The sequence below is a fragment of the Clostridium sp. AM34-9AC genome (assembly GCF_003480225.1).
Taxonomy (GTDB): domain Bacteria; phylum Bacillota; class Clostridia; order Lachnospirales; family Lachnospiraceae; genus Acetatifactor; species Acetatifactor acetigignens.
Genome location: NZ_QUIU01000003.1, coordinates 67939 through 87682, shown reverse-complemented (window position 1 = coordinate 87682; position 19744 = coordinate 67939). Strand labels below are relative to the sequence as shown.

The following is a 19744-nucleotide window of genomic DNA, read 5'->3' as shown; positions in this document are numbered from 1 at the left end:
AAAAGACGCCTTACAGAAAGATGAGGGAATCATAATTATGAATGATAAATTCAGCAGGAAAGTCTTCTGCGACGGTATCCGCGACGGCTTTCCCATTGCTCTGGGATATTTCGCAGTATCATTTTCTTTGGGAATTGCCGCAAGACATGCAGGCTTTACCCCCATGCAGGGTTTTCTGGCAAGCCTGTTAAATAACGCTTCCGCCGGAGAATATGCAGCCTTTACCCTGATTGCGGCACAGGCCACATATCTGGAAGTGGCGATCATCACGTTGATTGCCAATGCCAGATATCTACTCATGAGTTGTGCGCTGGCCCAGAAATTTTCTCCCAGCACGCCCTTTTTCCACCGTCTGATCATTGCTTACGATGTCACCGATGAGTTGTTCGGCATTACCATTGCCCGGCCGGGTATCCTGAATCCGTACTATACCTACGGTGCGATCCTGTTGGCAGCGCCCGCCTGGGCCGGAGGAACCGCCTGCGGTATCATCGCCGGAAATGCGCTGCCTCTTCGTGCTGTCAGCGCCCTGAGTGTTGCGTTATACGGAATGTTTCTGGCCATTATCATTCCGCCTGCCAGAAAAAGTAAGATCGTGGCAGCTCTGGTAGCAATCAGCTTCGCACTGAGCTTTGCCTGCAACTATCTGCCTGGGATTTCTTCCCTGTCAGAAGGTACGAGAACCATCCTGTTGACCGTGATCATCTCCGGTGCTGCAGCAATCCTGTTCCCGGTGAAGCAGGGTGCAGAGGAAGCCGTTCCTGCGGAAAACGGAGAATCTGTACAGAAAGGAGACCACGTAAATGAATAATTATATTTATATTGCTGTTATGGCGGCTGTCTCCTATACGATCCGTGTCTTACCCCTGACACTGATCCGTAAACCCATCAAGAATCAGTTTATTCAGTCCTTTTTGTACTATGTACCTTACGTGACGCTGGCCGTCATGACCTTCCCGGCCATCATCCATGCTACCCAGACCCCCATTTCCGGACTGGTGGCACTCATTGCCGGTATCATCGCCGCATGGCTCGGTGCCGGACTGTTTCCGGTATCCGTGATCTGCTGTGTGCTGGTGTTTGTGATCGAATTGTTTGTATAATGCCTTGTAATAAAACACGCCATTGAGAAGGATTCCTTCCCCATGGCGTATTTTTATGGTCCGGCTTCTTCACAGAAGCTTTTACAAATCATATTTTTTTAACATTTCCTGTACGAATTCCGGGGTTCTTTGTCATGGTTTCCAACATCTTCAGATCATCCACCGTTTCTACATTGAACAATTGTATCCACTCATCCATCCGCTGCCCAGTCAATGCTTTGTTCAATTCCAATAATACATCTACGATTCCCTGCTTCTGGTATTTAAAACAAATGTTTTGCGCAATAGCCCTCGAAATTATTGTGCACTTTTTGTTACATTTTTATCTTTGATGGATGATAATATGCTATAATATATATGCGCAAGCGGTTGTTCGATTATGTTTTGTGGGAGGATTACTTATGCAACATTTTAGCAAGCAATTACGTACACGGCTGTTGACTCTGTATCTCAGTGCGGGACTGGTCATGGGCTGGCTGCCCGGATGCGGCAGTCAGGATCTGGAAATCGCAGATACAGTGGCAGAATCCGCAGTTACCGCTACTGCAGATGCCACGGATGTCATCACTTTTTCCCAGCCGGAAGGGCCGGAGGAGTCTACCGTTTATGTGGAGCCGGTGGACGGCATTTCCGATGATTTTTACCGTGGTATGGACGTATCCGCAGTATTGGCTCTGGAAAACAGTGGCGTGAAATATTATAACTTTGACGGAGAAGAGCAGGATGTATTTATGACGCTGGCGCAGGCTGGTGTGAACTATATCCGTCTCCGGGTCTGGAACGATCCCTATGATGAGAACGGCAACGGTTACGGTGGCGGCAACAATGACGTGGCGACTGCCATCACTCTGGGACAACGTGCCACGCAGTATGGCATGAAGGTCTGCATTGATTTCCATTATTCCGATTTCTGGGCAGATCCCAAGAAGCAGTTCGTTCCAAAGGCCTGGGAAGGTATGGATATCGAAGAAAAATCCGACGCTCTCTATAACTTCACTCTGGAAAACCTGACGCAGATTCTGGATGCCGGTGTGGACGTCGGTATGGTACAGGTGGGCAACGAGATCAACAACGGCATGTGTGGAGAGACAGATGCATCAAACGTTCGAAAACTGTTGGCCTCCGGCAGTAAGGCTGTCAGGGATGCTGCCACTGCTTCCGGAAAAGATATTCTGGTGGCTGTACATTACACCAACATCGATGATATGAAAAAGCTGGATACACTGCTGACCGGTCTGCAGGTAAAAGAAATCGATTATGATATTGTAGGTCTTTCCTTCTATCCCTACTGGCACGGCACGATGGACGATCTGAAAAATGCCATTATCCATATCCGTGATACTTATGGCAAAAAGGTATATGTAGCGGAAAACGCTTACTGTTATACTTCGGAAGACGGCGATGGCTCTGCCAACAGTATCAAGGGAACCGATGATCTGGCAGAAGGATATTCAGCCAGCGTACAGGGGCAGGCCAACGAAGTGCGGGATGTCTGTGCGGCTGCCAGCGAGGCCGGTGCCGAAGGCATCTTCTACTGGGAAGGTACCTGGATCCCGGTCGGTCCCGCCGATGCTGATAATTCTGCCATCTGGGAAAAATACGGCAGCGGTTGGGCCAGCAGTTATGCAGGCGGTTATGATCCAAAGGATGCCGGACAGTATTACGGCGGAAGCTCCTGGGACAATCAGGCCATGTTCGACTTCACCGGACATCCTCTGGCCTCCCTAAATATATTTAAATATCTGAAGTACGGAGCCACTGCTCCTCTGGCGATAGACACCATCCCCGAAATAGTGGTGTCCTGCAATATCGGTGCGGAAGTCAAGCTTCCGGATACCGTAAGTATCATCTATAACGATCGTTCCGAAGAACAGGTTCCTGTCACCTGGGATGCTGAAGATATTGCCGCCATCGACACGGAAAACGGCGGAGAGTTCACAGTTGCCGGATCTCTGGATGAAGGTACGGAAGTTACTGCCATTGTCACGGTAGAACGGGTCAATTATGTACAGAATCCCGGCTTTGAGGATGCTGATACTTCTATGTGGACTGTAACATACTCCGGTGAAACGAATCCCACCGACTATCAGGTCAAAGCTGCCGATGCCCACAGCGGTGAGGTGGCTTTCCACTTCTGGTCCGGTACCTCCGATATGGACTTTTCCATTGAGCAGAGCTTCACAGATCTGGAACCCGGTACTTATGAATTGTCCGCTTTCTCACAGGGCGGTGACCTGGCAGCGGATGCTTCCATGGAGCTGTATGCTGTCGTAGACGGCAAGGAACTGACAGTGCCTTTTATGCTCACCACCTATGCCGACTGGCAGAATCCCACCGTCTCCGGTATCAAAGTCACCGACGGCACCCTGACCATTGGCGTGAGATATCAATGTAATAAGAACAGCTGGGGAACTCTGGATGATGTGACATTGCATCGGGTCGGGAATTAAATAGAAATTTAGCGAAATATCCCCGTAGCCCTTGGCAGGGTATAAGAAACGCGGCACGCTCGCGCTCTGTCGCAGAGCGTAGCGGTACATAAGCGGTCACAGTACGACCGCTAAGTACCGACGTCTGCTTACGGCACTGCTTATTCTTATACCCAGCCGGGGCTACTGTTTTTTTAAACTTTCCAAAACGCAGAACTCCCGGCGTATGCGGTGCCATGTCGAAGATGTTTGTCGGAGGATGTTGATATTTTCTAGAAAAGTGCTGAAAGGCAGGGGGAAAGCGGACACGATGTCCGCGTCAGCCGATTGTCGACATGGATGTCGACTGTAGGCGGCCCCGTCATGACGAGAACTACTCATCACTTTTCGTAGAAAATTCACATCCGGAGACCTTACATCGAGACATGTGTATCGCATGCTCCGGGAGTTCGTTGATTTTGCCAATGTATTTAACTAACTTTCCATTTACTTCAGTACCACTTTATCCAGATGCCAGATCTCATCCACATACTGCTGGATGGTTCTGTCGGAGGTAAACTTGCCAGAGCAAGCCACGTTCAGGATCGCGCTCTTAGCCCAGTTGTCTTCGTCGCGGTAAGCGGCTTCTACTCTCTTCTGTGCCTCTGCGTAGGACTTGAAGTCCTTGAGGATGAAGTAAGTATCCGCCTTGGCGGTGCACTGGGTGTTCAGTAGGGAGTTGTACAGCGGACGGAACAGTTCGGGATCTCCCGGTGCGAAGGTTCCGTTGATCAGCTGCATCAGTACCTTGCGGACATCCTGATCATTGTTGAAGATTTCCATGGGATCATAGCCACCATGGTTCTCGAAGTTAATAACTTCCTGTGCGGACAGACCGAAGATAAAGGCATTCTCTTCGCCCACTTCTTCTACGATCTCCACGTTGGCACCGTCCATGGTTCCCAGAGTCAGGGCACCGTTCAGCATGAACTTCATGTTACCGGTACCGGATGCTTCCTTACTTGCCGTAGAGATCTGCTCGGAGACATCTGCTGCCGCAAAGATGATCTCTGCGTTGGATACGTTGTAGTTCTCGATAAATACAACCTTGATCTTGCCGTTAATGGCAGGATCGCTATTTACCACATCCGCTACGGAATTGATCAGCTTGATGGTCAGCTTCGCATTATGGTAACCGGCTGCAGCCTTGGCGCCGAAGATAAAGGTTCTGGGGTAGAAATCCAGTTCCGGATGCTCCTTCAGTTCGTTATACAGGTGCATTACATGCAGAATATTGAGCAGCTGTCTCTTGTACTCATGCAGACGCTTTACCTGTACATCGAAGATGGATCTGGGATCTACTTCGATACCATTGTGCTCTAAAATGTATTTTGCCAGACGTACTTTATTCTGGTACTTAATGTTCATGAATTCCTGCTGTGCCTTTTTGTCATCCGCATATACCTTCAGGCGGGAGATCTGCGGCAGATCGGTGATCCAGTCGTCACCTACGTGAGCCGTTACCCAGTCAGCTAACAGCGGGTTCGCATGCAGCAGGAAACGTCTCTGGGTGATACCGTTGGTCTTATTGTTGAAGCGCTCCGGGAACATCTCGTAGAAGTCCTTCAGTTCCTGCTTCTCCAGGATCTCGGTATGCAGTCTTGCCACGCCGTTGACTGAGTAACCGGAAACGATAGCCATATTTGCCATCTTCACCTGTCCATCATAGATGATGGCCATCTTGCGGATCTTCTCCTGTACATCCACGCCGGGTACATTGCTGTACTTCTGCTGGATATCCAGAACGAATCTGCGGTTGATCTCCTCTACGATCTGGTAGATTCTGGGAAGCAGTCTGGAGAACAGTTCGATGGGCCATTTCTCCAATGCTTCCGCCATAATGGTATGGTTGGTGTAAGCGCAGGTCTTGGTGGTGATCTCCCATGCTTCTTCCCAGGTCAGATAATAATCATCCATCAGCACACGCATCAGCTCTGCGATTGCTACAGTAGGATGGGTATCGTTCAGCTGGAACGTAACCTTCTCATAGAATTTATGGATATCGTCATGCTTTCTCATGTACTTCTCTACAGCTTCCTGTACGGATGCAGAGATGAAGAAATACTGCTGCTTCAGACGCAGCTCCTTACCTGCATAGTGATTGTCGTTGGGATACAGAACCTCTACGATATTACGTGCCAGGTTCTCCTGCTCTACCGCCTTCTGGTAATCGCCCTTATCAAAGGAATCCAGCTGGAAGCACTCTACAGGCTCCGCATCCCAGATACGCAGGGTGTTTACAATGCCATTGCCATAACCCACGATGGGGAAATCAAACGGAATTGCCTTAACAGACTGATAACCTTCCTGGGTAAATACATTTCTGCCATTCTCATCGGTGTGTACGCTGACATAACCGCCGAACTTTACGATCTTGGCGTATTCGGGTCTGCGCAATTCAAAAGGATTGCCGTTCATCAGCCAGTTATCGGGAACCTCTACCTGATAACCGTCGCGGATTTCCTGCTTGAACATGCCATAACGATAACGGATACCGCAGCCGTATGCGGGATATCCCAGCGTTGCCAGGGAATCCAGGAAACATGCTGCCAGACGTCCCAGACCACCGTTACCCAGTGCTGCATCCGGCTCCTGGTCTTCGATCAGGTTCAGATCCAGTCCCAGTTCTTCCAAAGCTTCTGCTACGGGCTTATATGCCTTTAAGTTGATGAGGTTATTACCCAGTGCTCTTCCCATCAGGAACTCCATGGACATGTAGTAGACCATCTTGGGATCTTCCTTCTCATATGCCTTCTGAGTCTCCATCCAGTTCTCTACGATACGATCCTTGATCGCATAAGATACTGCCTGGAAGATCTGCTGTGCATCTGCTTCTTCCAGATTCTTACGATACAGGGTGCGCACATTATATTCCACACTTCTCTTGAAGAGCTCCTTGTCGAACTCTTTTGCCTTTACCGGCTTCTCGCTGGCTGCTACTGATTTTTTCACCTGTGTTCTCCTCTCTATTGCCTCTCCGGTACTGTACTCTTCTCAAGATATTCCGCACCGGATAGCGTTATGATTTCATCCATATTCTTAACCAAATACAGGTAATATTATAACAAACTTCCATGCGCATTCCAACTGTTTTCGCCGGTTTTCGTAAGTTTCGTAAATGTTTTTCCGAAACAGAAAAGATTCCGCGGTCCTCCCCGTTGGGAAAACCACAGAATCTCTTTATTCCGGCATTTTATTGCAAAACTTTTATACTCTCTCCACAGCGATCACTGCGTTCTCGCCATTGATGTTCCATTCCTTGGATACGGCATATTCCGCACCGCTTGTCAGTTCGTCTGCCAGAACCTTTCCGCTGATGGCGTCTTTGTTCTTCCGGGCGATCTCGGACAGCCTGTCGTTGCCGTTGATGGATACGCGGATGTGATCAGTCACTTCGAAGCCGCTCTCCTTACGCATGGTCTGGATCTTGCTGATGATCTCGTATACGAAGCCTTCCTCTACCAGTTCCGGTGTCAGGTTGGTATCCAGCACAACGGTCATCTTATTGTCCTCCTGAGATACATAGCCTTCCTTCTGTGCCATGTCGATCAGCAGATCGTCCTTGGTCAGTTCCACAGCCACACCGTCTACATCGAACTTTAATGCGCCGTCTGCATTCAGTTCATCCATGGCTGCGTTGCCGTCCAGTGCAGCCAGGTGCTTCTGGATGCCGCCTAACTGTTTGCCATATTTAGGTCCTACGGTACGCAGCTGAGGCTTGAAGGTATAGGAAGTAAAGTCACGTACGTCATCGGTGAATACCACTTCCTTGACGTTTAACTCATCCTCAATGATCTCCTGGTAGAACTCACTTAAGGTGAAATCTGCCTTGATATACATTCTGCTGATGGGCTGACGGTTCTTGATGGCAGCCTCGTTACGGCACGCACGTCCCATAACGACAGCATCCAGTACATCCTCCATATCCTCTTCCAGCTTCTTGTCGATGTGATCCTTGTTCACTACCGGGAAGTCACACAGATGGATACTCTCGGGAGCGGATGCATCATTGCTTCTTACCAGGTTCTGGTAAATATCCTCTGTCATGAAGGGGATCATGGGTGCGGCTGCCTTACAGATGGTCACCAGTGCGGTGTACAGCGTCATGTAGGCATTGATCTTATCCTGCTCCATACCCTTTGCCCAGAAACGCTCACGGCTGCGTCTTACATACCAGTTACTCATCTCATCGACGAAGTCCTGCAGAGCCTTGGCAGCCTCGGGGATACGGTACTGGTCCAGATTGCTGTCTACTTCTGCAACGGTAGAGTTCAGCTTGGACAGCAGCCACTTATCCATTACGGGCAGTTTGTCGTATTCCAGTGTATATTTGGAAGCATCAAAATTGTCAATATTCGCATACAGTACGAAGAATGCGTAGGTGTTCCACAGAGTACCCATGAACTTACGCTGTCCTTCCTGTACGGCCTTGCCGGAGAATCTCTTCGGCAGCCAGGGTGCGGAACTGGTGTAGAAATACCAACGGATGGCATCTGCACCGTAGGTCTCCAGTGCGTTGAAGGGATCTACCGCATTGCCCTTACTCTTACTCATCTTCTGACCGTTCTCGTCCTGTACATGGCCCATAACGATAACGTTCTTGTAAGGAGCCTTGTTGAAGAGCAGGGTGGACTCTGCCAACAGTGAATAGAACCATCCACGGGTCTGATCCACTGCCTCGGAGATAAAGTTGGCAGGGAACTGCTGCTCGAACAGATCCTTATTTTCAAACGGATAATGATGCTGTGCAAAAGGCATTGCTCCGGAGTCGAACCAGCAGTCGATCACCTCGGGAACACGCTTCATCTGCTTGCCGCACTCGGGGCAGGTGATAGTGATCTCGTCAATATAAGGACGATGGAATTCTACAGTCTTCGCCTTCTCATTGCCGCTCATCTTGTACAGCTCTTCACGGCTGCCGATGGAATGCTGGTGTCCGCATTCGCACTCCCAGATATTTAACGGAGTACCCCAGTAACGGTTACGGGATACACCCCAGTCCTGAATATTCTCCAGCCAGTTGCCGAAACGTCCCTCACCGATGGAAGCGGGGATCCAGTTGATGGTCTTATTATTACGTACCAGATCATCCTTCACAGCGGTCATCTTGATGAACCAGGACTCTCTTGCATAATAGATCAGCGGAGTATCACATCTCCAGCAGAAGGGATAATCATGCTCGAACTTCGGTGCATCGAACAGCTTGCCCTCTGCATCCAGATCCTTTAATACCAGAGGATCTGCATCCTTTACAAATTTACCGGCATAAGGAGTCTCTGCGGTCAGGTCACCCTTGCCGTCTACGAACTGTACGAAAGGCAACTCATAGTTGCGTCCGATACGGCTGTCGTCTTCACCGAAAGCAGGAGCGATATGAACGATACCGGTACCATCGGTCATGGTTACATAATCATCGCAGGTCACGAAATGTGCCTTTTTCTTCTGCTTCTCAGCGGCATCTCCCGCACACTTGTACAGAGGCTCATACTCCTTGTACTCCAGATCCTTACCAACATAAGTCTCCAGTACTTCGTAAGCTGCTTTACCTTCTTCTGCCAGGCTGCCCAGTACCTTGTCTGCCAATGCCTTTGCAATATAATAGGTATAACCGTCAGCAGCCTTCACCTTCAGGTAGGTCTCCTCCGGATTCACGCACAGTGCCACGTTGGAAGGAAGGGTCCAGGGAGTTGTGGTCCATGCCAGGAAATATGCATCCTCGCCCTTTACCTTGAAACGTACGATAGCGGAGCGCTCTTTGACTGCCTTATAGCCCTGTGCCACTTCGTGACTGGACAGCGGGGTTCCGCAGCGAGGGCAGTAGGGAACAATCTTGAAGCCCTTGTACAACAGACCCTTGTCCCAGATGGTCTTCAGTGCCCACCACTCGGACTCGATGAAATTGTCATCATAGGTAACATAAGGGTTATCCATGTCCGCCCAGAAACCAACGGTACGGGAGAAATCTTCCCACATTCCCTTATATTTCCAGACGCTCTCTTTACATTTGTCAATGAAAGGTGCCAGACCGTATTCCTCGATCTGCTCCTTGCCGTCCAGACCCAGCATCTTCTCGACTTCCAGTTCTACGGGAAGTCCGTGAGTATCCCAGCCGGCCTTACGGGGAACCATATATCCCTTCATGGTACGGTATCTGGGGATCATATCCTTGATGGTACGGGTCTCTACATGACCGATGTGAGGCTTACCGTTAGCGGTAGGCGGTCCGTCGTAGAAGGTATAGGTTTCGCCTTCCTTACGATGCTCCATACTTTTTTTGAAAATGTCGTTGTCTTCCCAGAATTTCTCGACTGCTTTCTCGCGGTCTACAAAATTCAGGCTTGTGGGTACCTGCTTGTACATACTGTGCTTCCTTTCTTTTCTTATTACAGCATCATACTATTCAGCTCCTCATTCACAAAATCGCATCTTCGATGCTTTCCTGAATAGTATCAAAAAAGCCCCGTCCTGTAACAGGACGAAGCTCATGCATTCGTTAACCACCTCTTACAACATACTTCCTATTATATAGGAGTGATATGCTTCCCGGTAACGGCGGGATTCCGTTCAGAACTACTGACCTGGGCTTTTGTTCTGACAGCTCAGAAGTGATTTTCACGATTCCCTTACTCGCACCGGTCTCTCACCATCACCGGCTCGCTTTGCCTTTCTGCGGAAAAGTTACTCTCTTCGTCAATGCATTTTTGATATACCGCTATTATATATCTCATTTTTTTGCGTTGTCAAGCCGGATGTTGAGATTTGCTTATAAAGCTTTTATTTCTTGCTTTTCCGACATTTATTTCATATAATTATATTAATACTGATATGTGTACCGATCTTACCGGAAGGGGCAGGGAATTCTATGGAAAATACGCAAAATACGCCCAAAAAAAGCGGCGGTAAAATATCATATACTCTGCAGATCATCGGACTGCTTCCTTTACTGGCGCTGGGAATTGCGATGTTGTTTTTCACTTCCCAATGGTTCACAAAAACTATGTATCAGGAAGTGGAACGTGAATTGTATGATGCCACGAAAAGTGCCACTACACTTCTGAACGCTGCCTATCCCGGCGATTATCACCTGGAGGGAGATGTTGCTTATCTTCTGTATAAAGGAGAGACGGATATCACCAGGGACTATTCTCTTCTGGATCAGTTCAAAGAGGATACCGGACTGGACATCACCCTGTTCTATCAGGATACCCGCATTCTGACGACCCTGTATAATGCCCAGGGTGAACGCATCGTCGGTTCCGGTGCTCCCGATATTGTGATCCGGGATGTTTTGAACACCGGCGAAAACCATTTCTACACTCATACCCTCATTAACGGCAAAGCTTATTTTTCCTACTATATACCTCTGCGCAATCAGGACGGCAGCGTCGTCGGAATGCTTTTTGTGGGCAGACCCAGTGAAACAGTCTCCCTATCCATTCAGAATTACGTCTATCCGCTGACGTGGCTGATCATCGGTTTTGTGGCTCTTGTGACTGTCTGCATTTATTTTTACACCAGAAGATTCGTGGCTGTATTACTCCATATCCACAGCTTCCTGTCGGAAGTAGCCTCCGGGAATCTGAACGCCACACTGGATCATTCCGTAACAAAGCGCAGTGATGAGTTAGGTGATATCGGCCGCTGTGCCCTGTCCATGCAGCGTTCTCTTCGTACCATGATCGAGCAGGATGCCCTGACCGAGCTGTACAACCGCCGCAGCGGAGACAAAAAGCTGCGGCAGATCTTCGAGGAAGCCAGATCCTCCCGCCATTCTTTTGCGCTCGCCATCGGAGATATTGACTTTTTCAAAAAGGTTAACGATACCTACGGTCATGAATGCGGGGATACCGTACTGAAAAATGTTTCTGCCCTGCTGAAACAGCATATGTGGCGCCGTGGCTTTGCCGCGCGTTGGGGTGGTGAGGAATTTCTACTGGTATTTGAAAATGTAGATCTTACAGAAGCCCGGAAGCAGCTGGAGCTTCTCATGGACAAAATCCACGAACTGGATACACTCTACGAAGGGCAGCACGTAAAAGTAAATATGACCTTCGGTCTGATCTGTGACCCCGACAAAGATATTCATGCATTATTAAAAGAAGCTGATGAGAAATTATATATCGGTAAAACAAACGGTCGTAACCAGGTGGTATCTTAACCCGGTTACGACCGTTTGTTATTTGTTTCTGATCTTGTTATCTTTAACCTTGCAGGCATTCCGGATTCAACAGGAAATCATAAATATTGATTGTCAGAATACCATATTCATCATAATATGGCTGCACAATATCTTTTGTAATGACAATTTTCTTAAAAGAGTCATCAATCTTCCGGAACGGTCGGATTTCCTGCGTCCGCTTTGCTTCATCCGGAAGAGAATATGCCGATTGAATGTAATATCTGGCAGAACCAAGATTGCAGACAAAATCCACTTCCAGCTGCCTGCGGTTTACCTTTCCTTCCAAATCATTTTCTGCGATAGGGACAACACCTACATCCACACTATATCCCCGCATCCGGAGTTCGTTATAGATTACATTTTCCATGGAATGTGTCTGCTCCAACTGCCGGAAATGAATTCTGGCATTCCGAAGCCCCAAATCAGAAAAATAATATTTCTTAGGAGTCTCTATATATGACTTTCCCTTAATATCATAACGCTGTGCTGACTCTATCAAAAAAGAATCTTCAAAGTAATCCAAATATTTCTTTATGGTTGCAGAAGTAATTTTAGATTTCTTCACGGTTTTAAAAGTGTTCTTTAGTTTTTCCGGATTGGTCAACGAACCGATCGCAGCGGAAAGAATATTTAGCAGATCTTCCAATTCCCCAATATTCTTTATACGATTCCGTTTCGTAATATCACGGATATAAATTTCGTTAAATAAATTCTGCAGCGCTGTTGCTTTATCCCCGGCACCATCCCGCAGAACCACTAATGGAATTCCACCGTAAAGCATATATTCAGATAACCCGGTACATTTATCTCCGTTATAAACAGACATAAATTCAGCAAAGCTGAGAGGGTACATATGGATTTCATCACCCCTGCCTGCAAATTCCGTAGCAATATCCTTTGACAACAGTTTTGCGTTACTTCCCGTCACAAACACATCAATATTCTCTTTGCGAAGGTATCCATTCAAAACAGCCTCAAAACAATCCAGCATCTGAATTTCATCCAACAGCAGATAATATATTCCCTCTCCTGTAGTTTTCGACCGAATATATGCCATAAATTTCTCCGGATCCACACCCCGCTTTTCCTTTTCGATCTGAATAAGACTTTCACCGATCAGGTAAAGATCATCCGCAGAATCAAAGGCAAACCGTATGATATGGTCTGCTTCCACACCGGAATCTAACAAATGATGATAGAAAATGTTATTCAGCAGATAAGACTTACCACATCTTCGAATACCGGTAATCACCTTGATTAATCCATTGCTCTTTCTTTTTATTAACTTTTCCAAATAGAAATCTCTGCGAATATCCATATATTTTCTCCCTGGAATAGATTTTTGCAACTAGTTGCACTTTTCTATTCTATTATATGGATAATTTAACTGAAAATCAATATACTTGCTTCATTTTTGGAAAAGATTATTGTTCCATCTGTCTGCCCAGGAAGCCCGCCGCAGACAGAGCCAGTTTCTGCTCCACTTCTCCCATTTTGCTCTTCCCGTCATTTTCCAACAGGATCACACTTCCGATGATGTCCCCTTCGCAGATGATCGGCGTGATCAGCTGCCAGGCATAGTCCACGGCAATGTCTTCCGCAATGTTGACATAGTTGCGGTCTCCTTTTGCGGCAATCACAGTCTCTCTGTTATTGACCTTCTCTTCCAGTTGACGGCTCACGGATTTATTTAACAGCTGCTTACAGCCTCCTGAGACGGCGATGAACTGGTCTCTGTCCGCGATCAGTGTGGCATGTCCCGACACCTGTGCCAGGCTTTCCGCATACTGTTTGGCAAATGTGGTCATCTCTCCGATGGGGGAATATTTTTTCAGGATGACCTGCCCCTCTCTGTCGGTGAATATCTCCAGCGGATCACTCTCTCTGATGTGTAACGTGCGGCGGATCTCCTTCGGGATCACGATGCGTCCCAGGTCATCTATTCTTCTTACAATTCCGGTTGCTTTCATCATTTTTTCCTCCATGATATATTGCGTAAGATAAATCATCATCTCGCATTACTAATCATTAACGTTGCAGTTAGTATGCGAAATGCAGGAAAAAATATACTTTAAATTGCCAGATACACCGTCATTCAGCAGCGCCATTGCTGGCTTATATTTATAGCAGTTCTGTATTTTCCCTCAGAATGATTGTTTTATATTAAAATTAAAATGCATCCATTCAATTTTTACTCTTGCATGATCGAATTTTTCCATTCTCAATCAGACTGTTTCGTACTGTATTTTCCTTATTTCTATGTTACACTTATTCTGTTTACGACAATTTTTTATGGGAGAGTTTAAACTATGAATCACAAAAAGAATAACAGAAGCTCATTTTCCGGCAAGATCGGTTTCGTCCTGTCGGCAGCCGGTGCCTCGGTAGGTCTGGGCAATATCTGGCGTTTCCCGTATCTGGCAGCCAAATACGGCGGTGGTATCTTTCTGCTGATCTATATTATCCTGGCGCTGACTTTCGGTTATACCATGATCGTGGCAGAGACATCACTGGGACGCATGACAGGCAAAAGCCCCGTAGGTGCCTTTCATACCTTCGGGAAATCCAAATGGTTGTCCTTCGGTGGATGGATCAACGCTATTATTCCTATTCTGATCGTTCCTTATTATTCCGTCATCGGCGGATGGGTGATCAAATATCTGGTGGAATATGCCAAGGGTCACGGACATGATCTGGCAGCAGACGGTTATTTTTCCACGTTTATTTCCAATGGTGTCTCTACTGAGCTGTGCTTTATCGTATTCACTCTGTGTACTCTGGGAATCATCTACGCCGGTGTCCGCAACGGTATCGAGCGCGTATCCCGCATTATGATGCCGATCCTGGTAGTGCTCTCCGTGGTCATCACAGTCTATTCTGTTACCAGACCGGGAGCACTGAGCGGCGTGAAGTATTTCCTGATCCCGAATCCTGCGAATTTCTCCTGGATGACCGTCGTAGCTGCCATGGGACAGATGTTCTACTCTCTGTCCATTGCCATGGGTATTCTCATCACCTTCGGCTCTTATATGAAAAAAGATGTCTCCATTGAAGGTTCCACGAAAAATGTGGAGATCTTTGATACTGCCATCGCGATCATGGCAGGTCTCATGATCATTCCCGCCGTGTTCGCATTTTCCGGCGGAGATCCCGATACCTTACAGGCTGGTCCTTCCCTGATGTTCATCACACTTCCCAAGGTCTTCGATAGCATGGGAATGGGCACCTTCGTAGGTATTATGTTCTTCGTACTGGTACTGTTCGCAGCCATGACCAGCTCCATTGCACTTACCGAAAGTGCTGTGTCTACTTTCGAGGACGAGCTTGGCTGGGGTCGTAAAAAATCTACCCTGATCATGGGTGTGATCATGCTGGCACTGGGAACGTTATCCTCACTGGGTTACGGACCGCTTGGTGCTGTGAAGATCATCGGCATGCAGTTCCTTGATTTCTTCGATTTCCTGACCAACTCCGTGATGATGCCTATTGCTGCCATCACCATCTGTCTACTGGTGTCCCGCGTCATCGGAGTAAAGGCTGTGGAAGAAGAAGTCATGCACGGAGAAGCCGCTTTCCGCCGCAAAAAGATATTCAATTTCATGATCAAGTATCTCTGCCCGGTATTTGCTGCGATTATTTTATTAAGCTCTGTGGCAAATGCATTTGGACTTATTTCTATGTAAGATGCCAGGGATTGTGAGAGTGCGCAGCACGGAGCAATCCGTCAGGCATCTTACATCTTACTATATGTTAATGATCCGTCCTGTCTCCGCATTTACTCTATGTGAAATTGAGATTACCGTTCTTCCTTCCGAGGCACGCTTCAGTGCCTGCAGCACCTCTTCCTCGGTCTGGGCATCCAGATTTGCCGTAATCTCATCCAACAGAAGGAGCTTCGGCTTCGCCACCGCAGCTCTGGCAATAGATAACAGCTGCCACTGTCCCTGGGAGAAGATCTCCTGGGTACAGGGAGTGTCATAGCCTTTTTCCAATTGTTCTATCGTCGCATCCAGTCCCGCAATTCTTGCAGCCCCCCGTACCTCTTCCATGGTAAAAGAATCGTCAAACAGCGTGATCTGATCCTTCACGGTACCGGGTACTCTGTGAAAAGTCTGCTCCACATAACCGTAGAGACTGCGTTTCTCATTTTCCGGAATCTGAAAAGCATCTCTTCCCTGAATCAGCACTTTACCCTCTCCCGGCTGATAGAGTCCCAACAACAGTTTGAAGACCGTACTCTTCCCTGCACCGGTTCTGCCCGACAGTGTCACCTGTTCTCCGGGATATACTTGAAAATTTAAAGCCTGCAAAATCTTACGGTCATCATCCTCATAGCTAAAGGTCACATTTTGCAGTTCCACAAAAGGTTTTTCCGGTCTATTCCGTGGTTCTGCCGGTTTTTCCCCGGAATTTCTCTCCGGCAATTCCTCCAGCGCATAGAATTCATTGATCCGGTGCACGCCCGCAATGGCGGACTGTATGGTCTGGATCTCCATTCCCAGACTCTCCACAGGGGTAAAGATCTGTGAGATATAGTTAATTACCGCTACCGCTGTACCTGCAGACATACCGAACAATGTCAGCACCTTTGCATTACCGGAGGCAGAAAACAGCATCACAACCGCCACCACGATAGCATTCAGGATCAGGATCACCGGGGAATAAATGGCATCATAAAAATTCGTTCGCTCTACCGCACGGTAGCTCTCCGCAATATATTCATCATAGCGCTGCTCCATGTAGCGCTCTTTTCCCAGCGTATGAATGGTACGGATATTGTGCAGCGTCTCCGGCACATGTCCGGATGCTCTGCCCACGGCGCAACGATTCTCGATCTGGGCTTTCAGCATGTTTTTCTGCACCGTCCGGGTGAACCAATACAGAAATGGCAGCAGGATCAAAAGTACGATTGCCAGTCCTCTGTTTTTTAACCAGATCACCACCAGGATACTTATAATCTTACAGGCATCGGCGAACATGCTGATGATTCCGGAGGTAAACAGGTTCTCCACCGTATCCACATCTCCTACGAACCGGGATACAATAGTACCGGGTTCCTGCTTCGTCAGTTCCCCTGCCGTCAGGTTCGTGTATTTCTCCATCATGCTGCTCCGCAGTGCGTGGGTGATCTTCTGACCGAAGACCGTCAGCAGACCTTCCCGAAGGCTTTCGGTCAGCCCCGTGAGCACCGTAAAAGCAAAATACAGTATCACCAATGCAACCGGAACTGCGTTTCCTGCGGTGATCGTATCCACGATACTTCCCAGGATCCAGGGCGGCAAAAGCGCGGTTACAATGGCACCTGCGACTGCCAACAGGATTCCCAGTGACAGCCCTGCATAGCCTGTCACAGTCTGCCGGATCACGCTGCGGACATTTTTCACATTCCGTCTCTTATTTTTCTGCATCTGTTTATTTTCCTGCATGATCCGGACCTCCCTCCCGCGTACTGTGTGCATCAGCGCCATCCGCCTGTGCTTCATACAGTCTCGCATACTCCGGGAACTTTTCAAGGATCTGTTCGTGGGTTCCTGCGGTCACTTTTCCATCCTCCATCCACAGCACCTGATCCATTTCGGGGAACAGATACAGCCTATGGGACAGTAGGATCACGATACTGTCTGCTGCCAGTTTCCGTAGATTGGCAAAAACCTCTTCCTCCGTCTTGCGATCCAGTGCGGAAAAAGGATCGTCCAGGATCAGGACCGGACGCTTATGGCACAGGGTTCTCGCCAATGCCAGCCGTTGTGCCTGTCCACCGGAGAGTCGGACGCCACCATTTCCCACAATGGTGTCCATACCCTCTTCCATCTCTGCCACCTCACCGTCGAAACAGACTGCCTTCAGATACTTCTCCGGATCGTCATCATCGCCCAGCAGTATATTGTTACGGACACTGTCATTGAACAGCTCCGGATCGTGTCCTAAATATCCCACCATGCCGTTTTGCTCTGCCTTGGTCATCCCGGATAATTCTTTGCCGTGGAAACAGATCCTTCCTTCGTAAGGGTATTCACAGAGGAAGGTCTTACCCAATGTGGACTTACCACACGCCACTGCTCCGGTGACACCAATGATCTGTCCCGGTAAAGCGGACAGATTGAAGTCCTCATAGATCTTCTCTCCGCCGGGATAAGCAAAGCTTACATGGGATACTTCCAGCATTCCCGGCTTCTGTACCAAGCTGTCGTCCTCATAAGTGTCTTCCTTCATCAGTGGTTTGATACGCTTCCAGGAGACCTGGGCTTTATGTACCGCATTGAATAGCTTCGCTGCATGAGAAGATTTCACGGCTAACTTCAAAAAGCAGGATAAAAACGTGGTAAACGCTGCCACATCCCATGATTTCCAGCCGGTGCCCAGCACATTTCTGCTGCCGAAATACAGGATAAACAGTACGCCGATCATGGAGATGATCCGGTACAGCGGCGGAAATGCGGTACTCCAGATATTGGCCTTCACAGCAGATTTTTCATAAGCGGCAAGATTCTCTTCATAGGCCTGCTCCCGCTCTTTCTCTCTGCCATAGACACGGTAAGTAACAGCGTTAGTTGCTCTGTCCAGTGTTGCGTCGCTTAAATCTCCGGACTGCTCCTTATAAGCTGCTCCGGTGCGTTGCACGTTACGCTTCATCTTCTCCGCCAGCACATATGACGCCGGTAAAAACAACATACCTAAGATTGCCAGCCGCCAGTCATAGAATAACAACATTCCCACATATGCCGCCAGTGCCACACCGGTATCGAAGATCTCTGTGGTAAATTTCCTCATCCCCTCCGCGCAGTCATCCACATCCAGGATTGCCTTGGTCATGACATTTCCAGCACCCTCTTCTTCCAGTTCGGCACGGCTTCTGTGCACCAGGCTGTGGTAAAGGGTCTCTTTCATGTCACGATTCACATTATTAGCAAATCGTCTGACATAAAAACGTTTAATATAACGGGAGATCTGCACGATGGCAATAGATATCACATATGCGGTCACCAGCACCAGCATATCCCGGTATCCGGCCTTCCCACCCAGAATGTCCACCAGGCAACCGGTCATCTGTCCCTCGCACCAGGGGCCGACCAGAAGACCTACGTTATAGATCAGTCCGGAAAACGTCACCGCCAGGAGCACCCGCCACTGGGCTTTGAAATATGTAAGGATATGATCCTTTTTCGGTGCATCAGCTTTCTGTTTCATTCTCTTGGGTTCCTTCTTCCATGCGCTTTGCCACATTGACAAATCCTGCCCGTTGTTCCTGCTTGGAACGTCGGTATAATGTATCTAACGTCTTGCAGAATGCTTCCTTTTCCTCCTCCGGGAGTTCCGCCAACAGCCATTCGTAAAATTTGCTCTCAATGGCAGCCTTGGAGTTTTTCAACTGCTCCGCCTTCTCCGTGGCATACAACAGCTGGCTCCTGCCATCCGCCGGGTTGGGCTTCCGGTAAAGGTATCCCTTGCTCTCCAGACTCGCCGCACGCCTTGCGGCAGCTCCCTTGTCGATCTTCAGCTGTTCCCGCACCGCCGCCTGGGTAATGCCCGGATTGTGCCGTACCAGATGGATAAAATCAAATTCCGCAGTTCCAATCCCATCTTCCTTCATGGTCTGCACCGTGAATTTGCTCACTTCTCTTGCTATTTTCGTCATTTTTCGTTCTGTTGCATCCATGGTTCTACCTCTCTGTGTTGTATTCAGATAACAGAAAAAGATGTACCTGCATCCAAAATGGATGATAGTACATCTTTTTTGCGCTGTCAATGATTTATTTGACGAGTTAATGTTGTGTTTCTGGTTATTTTAATCTATATATGTTAAAAAAACCGATCTACATTTAGTAGAAATTTTTTCTTATTATTTAACAGACCTGGATAAGTGGGAGCAGTACTGGAATCTACACTTGTAGAAATTTTTTCTTATTATTTAATCGTTACAAGCCGTCATGCTATGTGGATATCTACACTAGTAGAAATTTTTTCTTATTATTTAACGGTTTTTTACAGCCAGT

General features: G+C 48.0%; 12 protein-coding genes. 5 read left to right on the top strand and 7 right to left on the bottom strand.

Annotated elements, in window-relative coordinates; translation table 11 throughout:
• Positions 1 to 37: 37 nt before the first annotated feature.
• The 3 genes from DW835_RS02600 to DW835_RS02590 all read left to right on the top strand — a co-directional run bounded on the left by DW835_RS02600 (position 38) and on the right by DW835_RS02590 (position 3553).
• Entirely contained in the window at positions 38 to 811 is a 774-nt protein-coding gene (locus tag DW835_RS02600; RefSeq protein WP_118730642.1) for an AzlC family ABC transporter permease, read from the top strand.
• The gene (locus DW835_RS02595) at positions 804 to 1103 is read left to right on the top strand and encodes an AzlD domain-containing protein (RefSeq protein WP_022153690.1); all 300 of its coding nucleotides are present in this window, start codon (positions 804 to 806) and stop codon (positions 1101 to 1103) included. Before DW835_RS02600 ends, DW835_RS02595 begins: the two co-directional genes overlap by 8 nt.
• 401 nt (positions 1104 to 1504) lie before the next feature.
• A complete protein-coding gene (locus DW835_RS02590) occupies positions 1505 to 3553 on the top strand; it encodes a glycosyl hydrolase 53 family protein (protein WP_118730641.1) in 2049 nt (682 codons plus the stop codon).
• Positions 3554 to 4018: 465 nt separating this feature from the next.
• Here the strand turns inward: DW835_RS02590 and DW835_RS02585 are convergent, their stop codons facing one another.
• Together DW835_RS02585 and ileS are read right to left on the bottom strand one after the other, a co-directional pair.
• The gene (locus DW835_RS02585; protein WP_118730640.1) at positions 4019 to 6523 is read right to left on the bottom strand and encodes a glycogen/starch/alpha-glucan phosphorylase; all 2505 of its coding nucleotides are present in this window, start codon (positions 6521 to 6523) and stop codon (positions 4019 to 4021) included.
• A 255-nt stretch (positions 6524 to 6778) separates the two neighbouring features.
• A complete protein-coding gene (gene ileS, locus DW835_RS02580) occupies positions 6779 to 9931 on the bottom strand; it encodes an isoleucine--tRNA ligase (RefSeq protein WP_118730639.1) in 3153 nt (1050 codons plus the stop codon).
• A gap of 502 nt (positions 9932 to 10433) precedes the next feature.
• Here ileS and DW835_RS02575 point away from each other — a divergent pair.
• Positions 10434 to 11729: a diguanylate cyclase gene (locus tag DW835_RS02575; RefSeq protein ID WP_118730638.1), complete on the top strand. Its 1296-nt coding sequence runs from the start codon at positions 10434 to 10436 to the stop codon at positions 11727 to 11729.
• 43 nt (positions 11730 to 11772) lie between these two features.
• On the opposite strand, the gene DW835_RS02570 is transcribed toward DW835_RS02575, so the two are convergent.
• Together DW835_RS02570 and spoVT are read right to left on the bottom strand one after the other, a co-directional pair.
• Positions 11773 to 13068 (bottom strand): ATP-binding protein, encoded by a 1296-nt coding sequence (locus DW835_RS02570; protein ID WP_118730637.1) that lies wholly within the window; start codon positions 13066 to 13068, stop codon positions 11773 to 11775.
• Between the two features lie 106 nt (positions 13069 to 13174).
• Positions 13175 to 13720, bottom strand: a complete 546-nt coding sequence (gene spoVT / locus DW835_RS02565; protein WP_118503700.1) for a stage V sporulation protein T — start codon at positions 13718 to 13720, stop codon at positions 13175 to 13177.
• A gap of 339 nt (positions 13721 to 14059) precedes the next feature.
• Here spoVT and DW835_RS02560 point away from each other — a divergent pair, with 339 nt between their 5' ends.
• Positions 14060 to 15433: a sodium-dependent transporter gene (locus DW835_RS02560; protein ID WP_118538410.1), complete on the top strand. Its 1374-nt coding sequence runs from the start codon at positions 14060 to 14062 to the stop codon at positions 15431 to 15433.
• Positions 15434 to 15493: 60 nt separating this feature from the next.
• Here the strand turns inward: DW835_RS02560 and DW835_RS02555 are convergent, their stop codons facing one another.
• The 3 genes from DW835_RS02555 to DW835_RS02545 are packed head-to-tail and all read right to left on the bottom strand — an operon-like array spanning position 15494 to position 19407.
• Positions 15494 to 17176 carry an ABC transporter ATP-binding protein gene (locus DW835_RS02555; RefSeq protein ID WP_243037015.1) on the bottom strand — a complete coding sequence of 561 codons (1683 nt, stop codon included), beginning with the start codon at positions 17174 to 17176 and terminating at the stop codon, positions 15494 to 15496.
• The gene (locus tag DW835_RS02550; RefSeq protein ID WP_118730636.1) at positions 17163 to 18938 is read right to left on the bottom strand and encodes an ABC transporter ATP-binding protein; all 1776 of its coding nucleotides are present in this window, start codon (positions 18936 to 18938) and stop codon (positions 17163 to 17165) included. Before DW835_RS02550 ends, DW835_RS02555 begins: the two co-directional genes overlap by 14 nt.
• Complete coding sequence (locus DW835_RS02545; protein ID WP_118730635.1) at positions 18922 to 19407, bottom strand: MarR family transcriptional regulator; 486 nt, start codon at positions 19405 to 19407, stop codon at positions 18922 to 18924. Before DW835_RS02545 ends, DW835_RS02550 begins: the two co-directional genes overlap by 17 nt.
• Positions 19408 to 19744 lie beyond the last annotated feature (337 nt).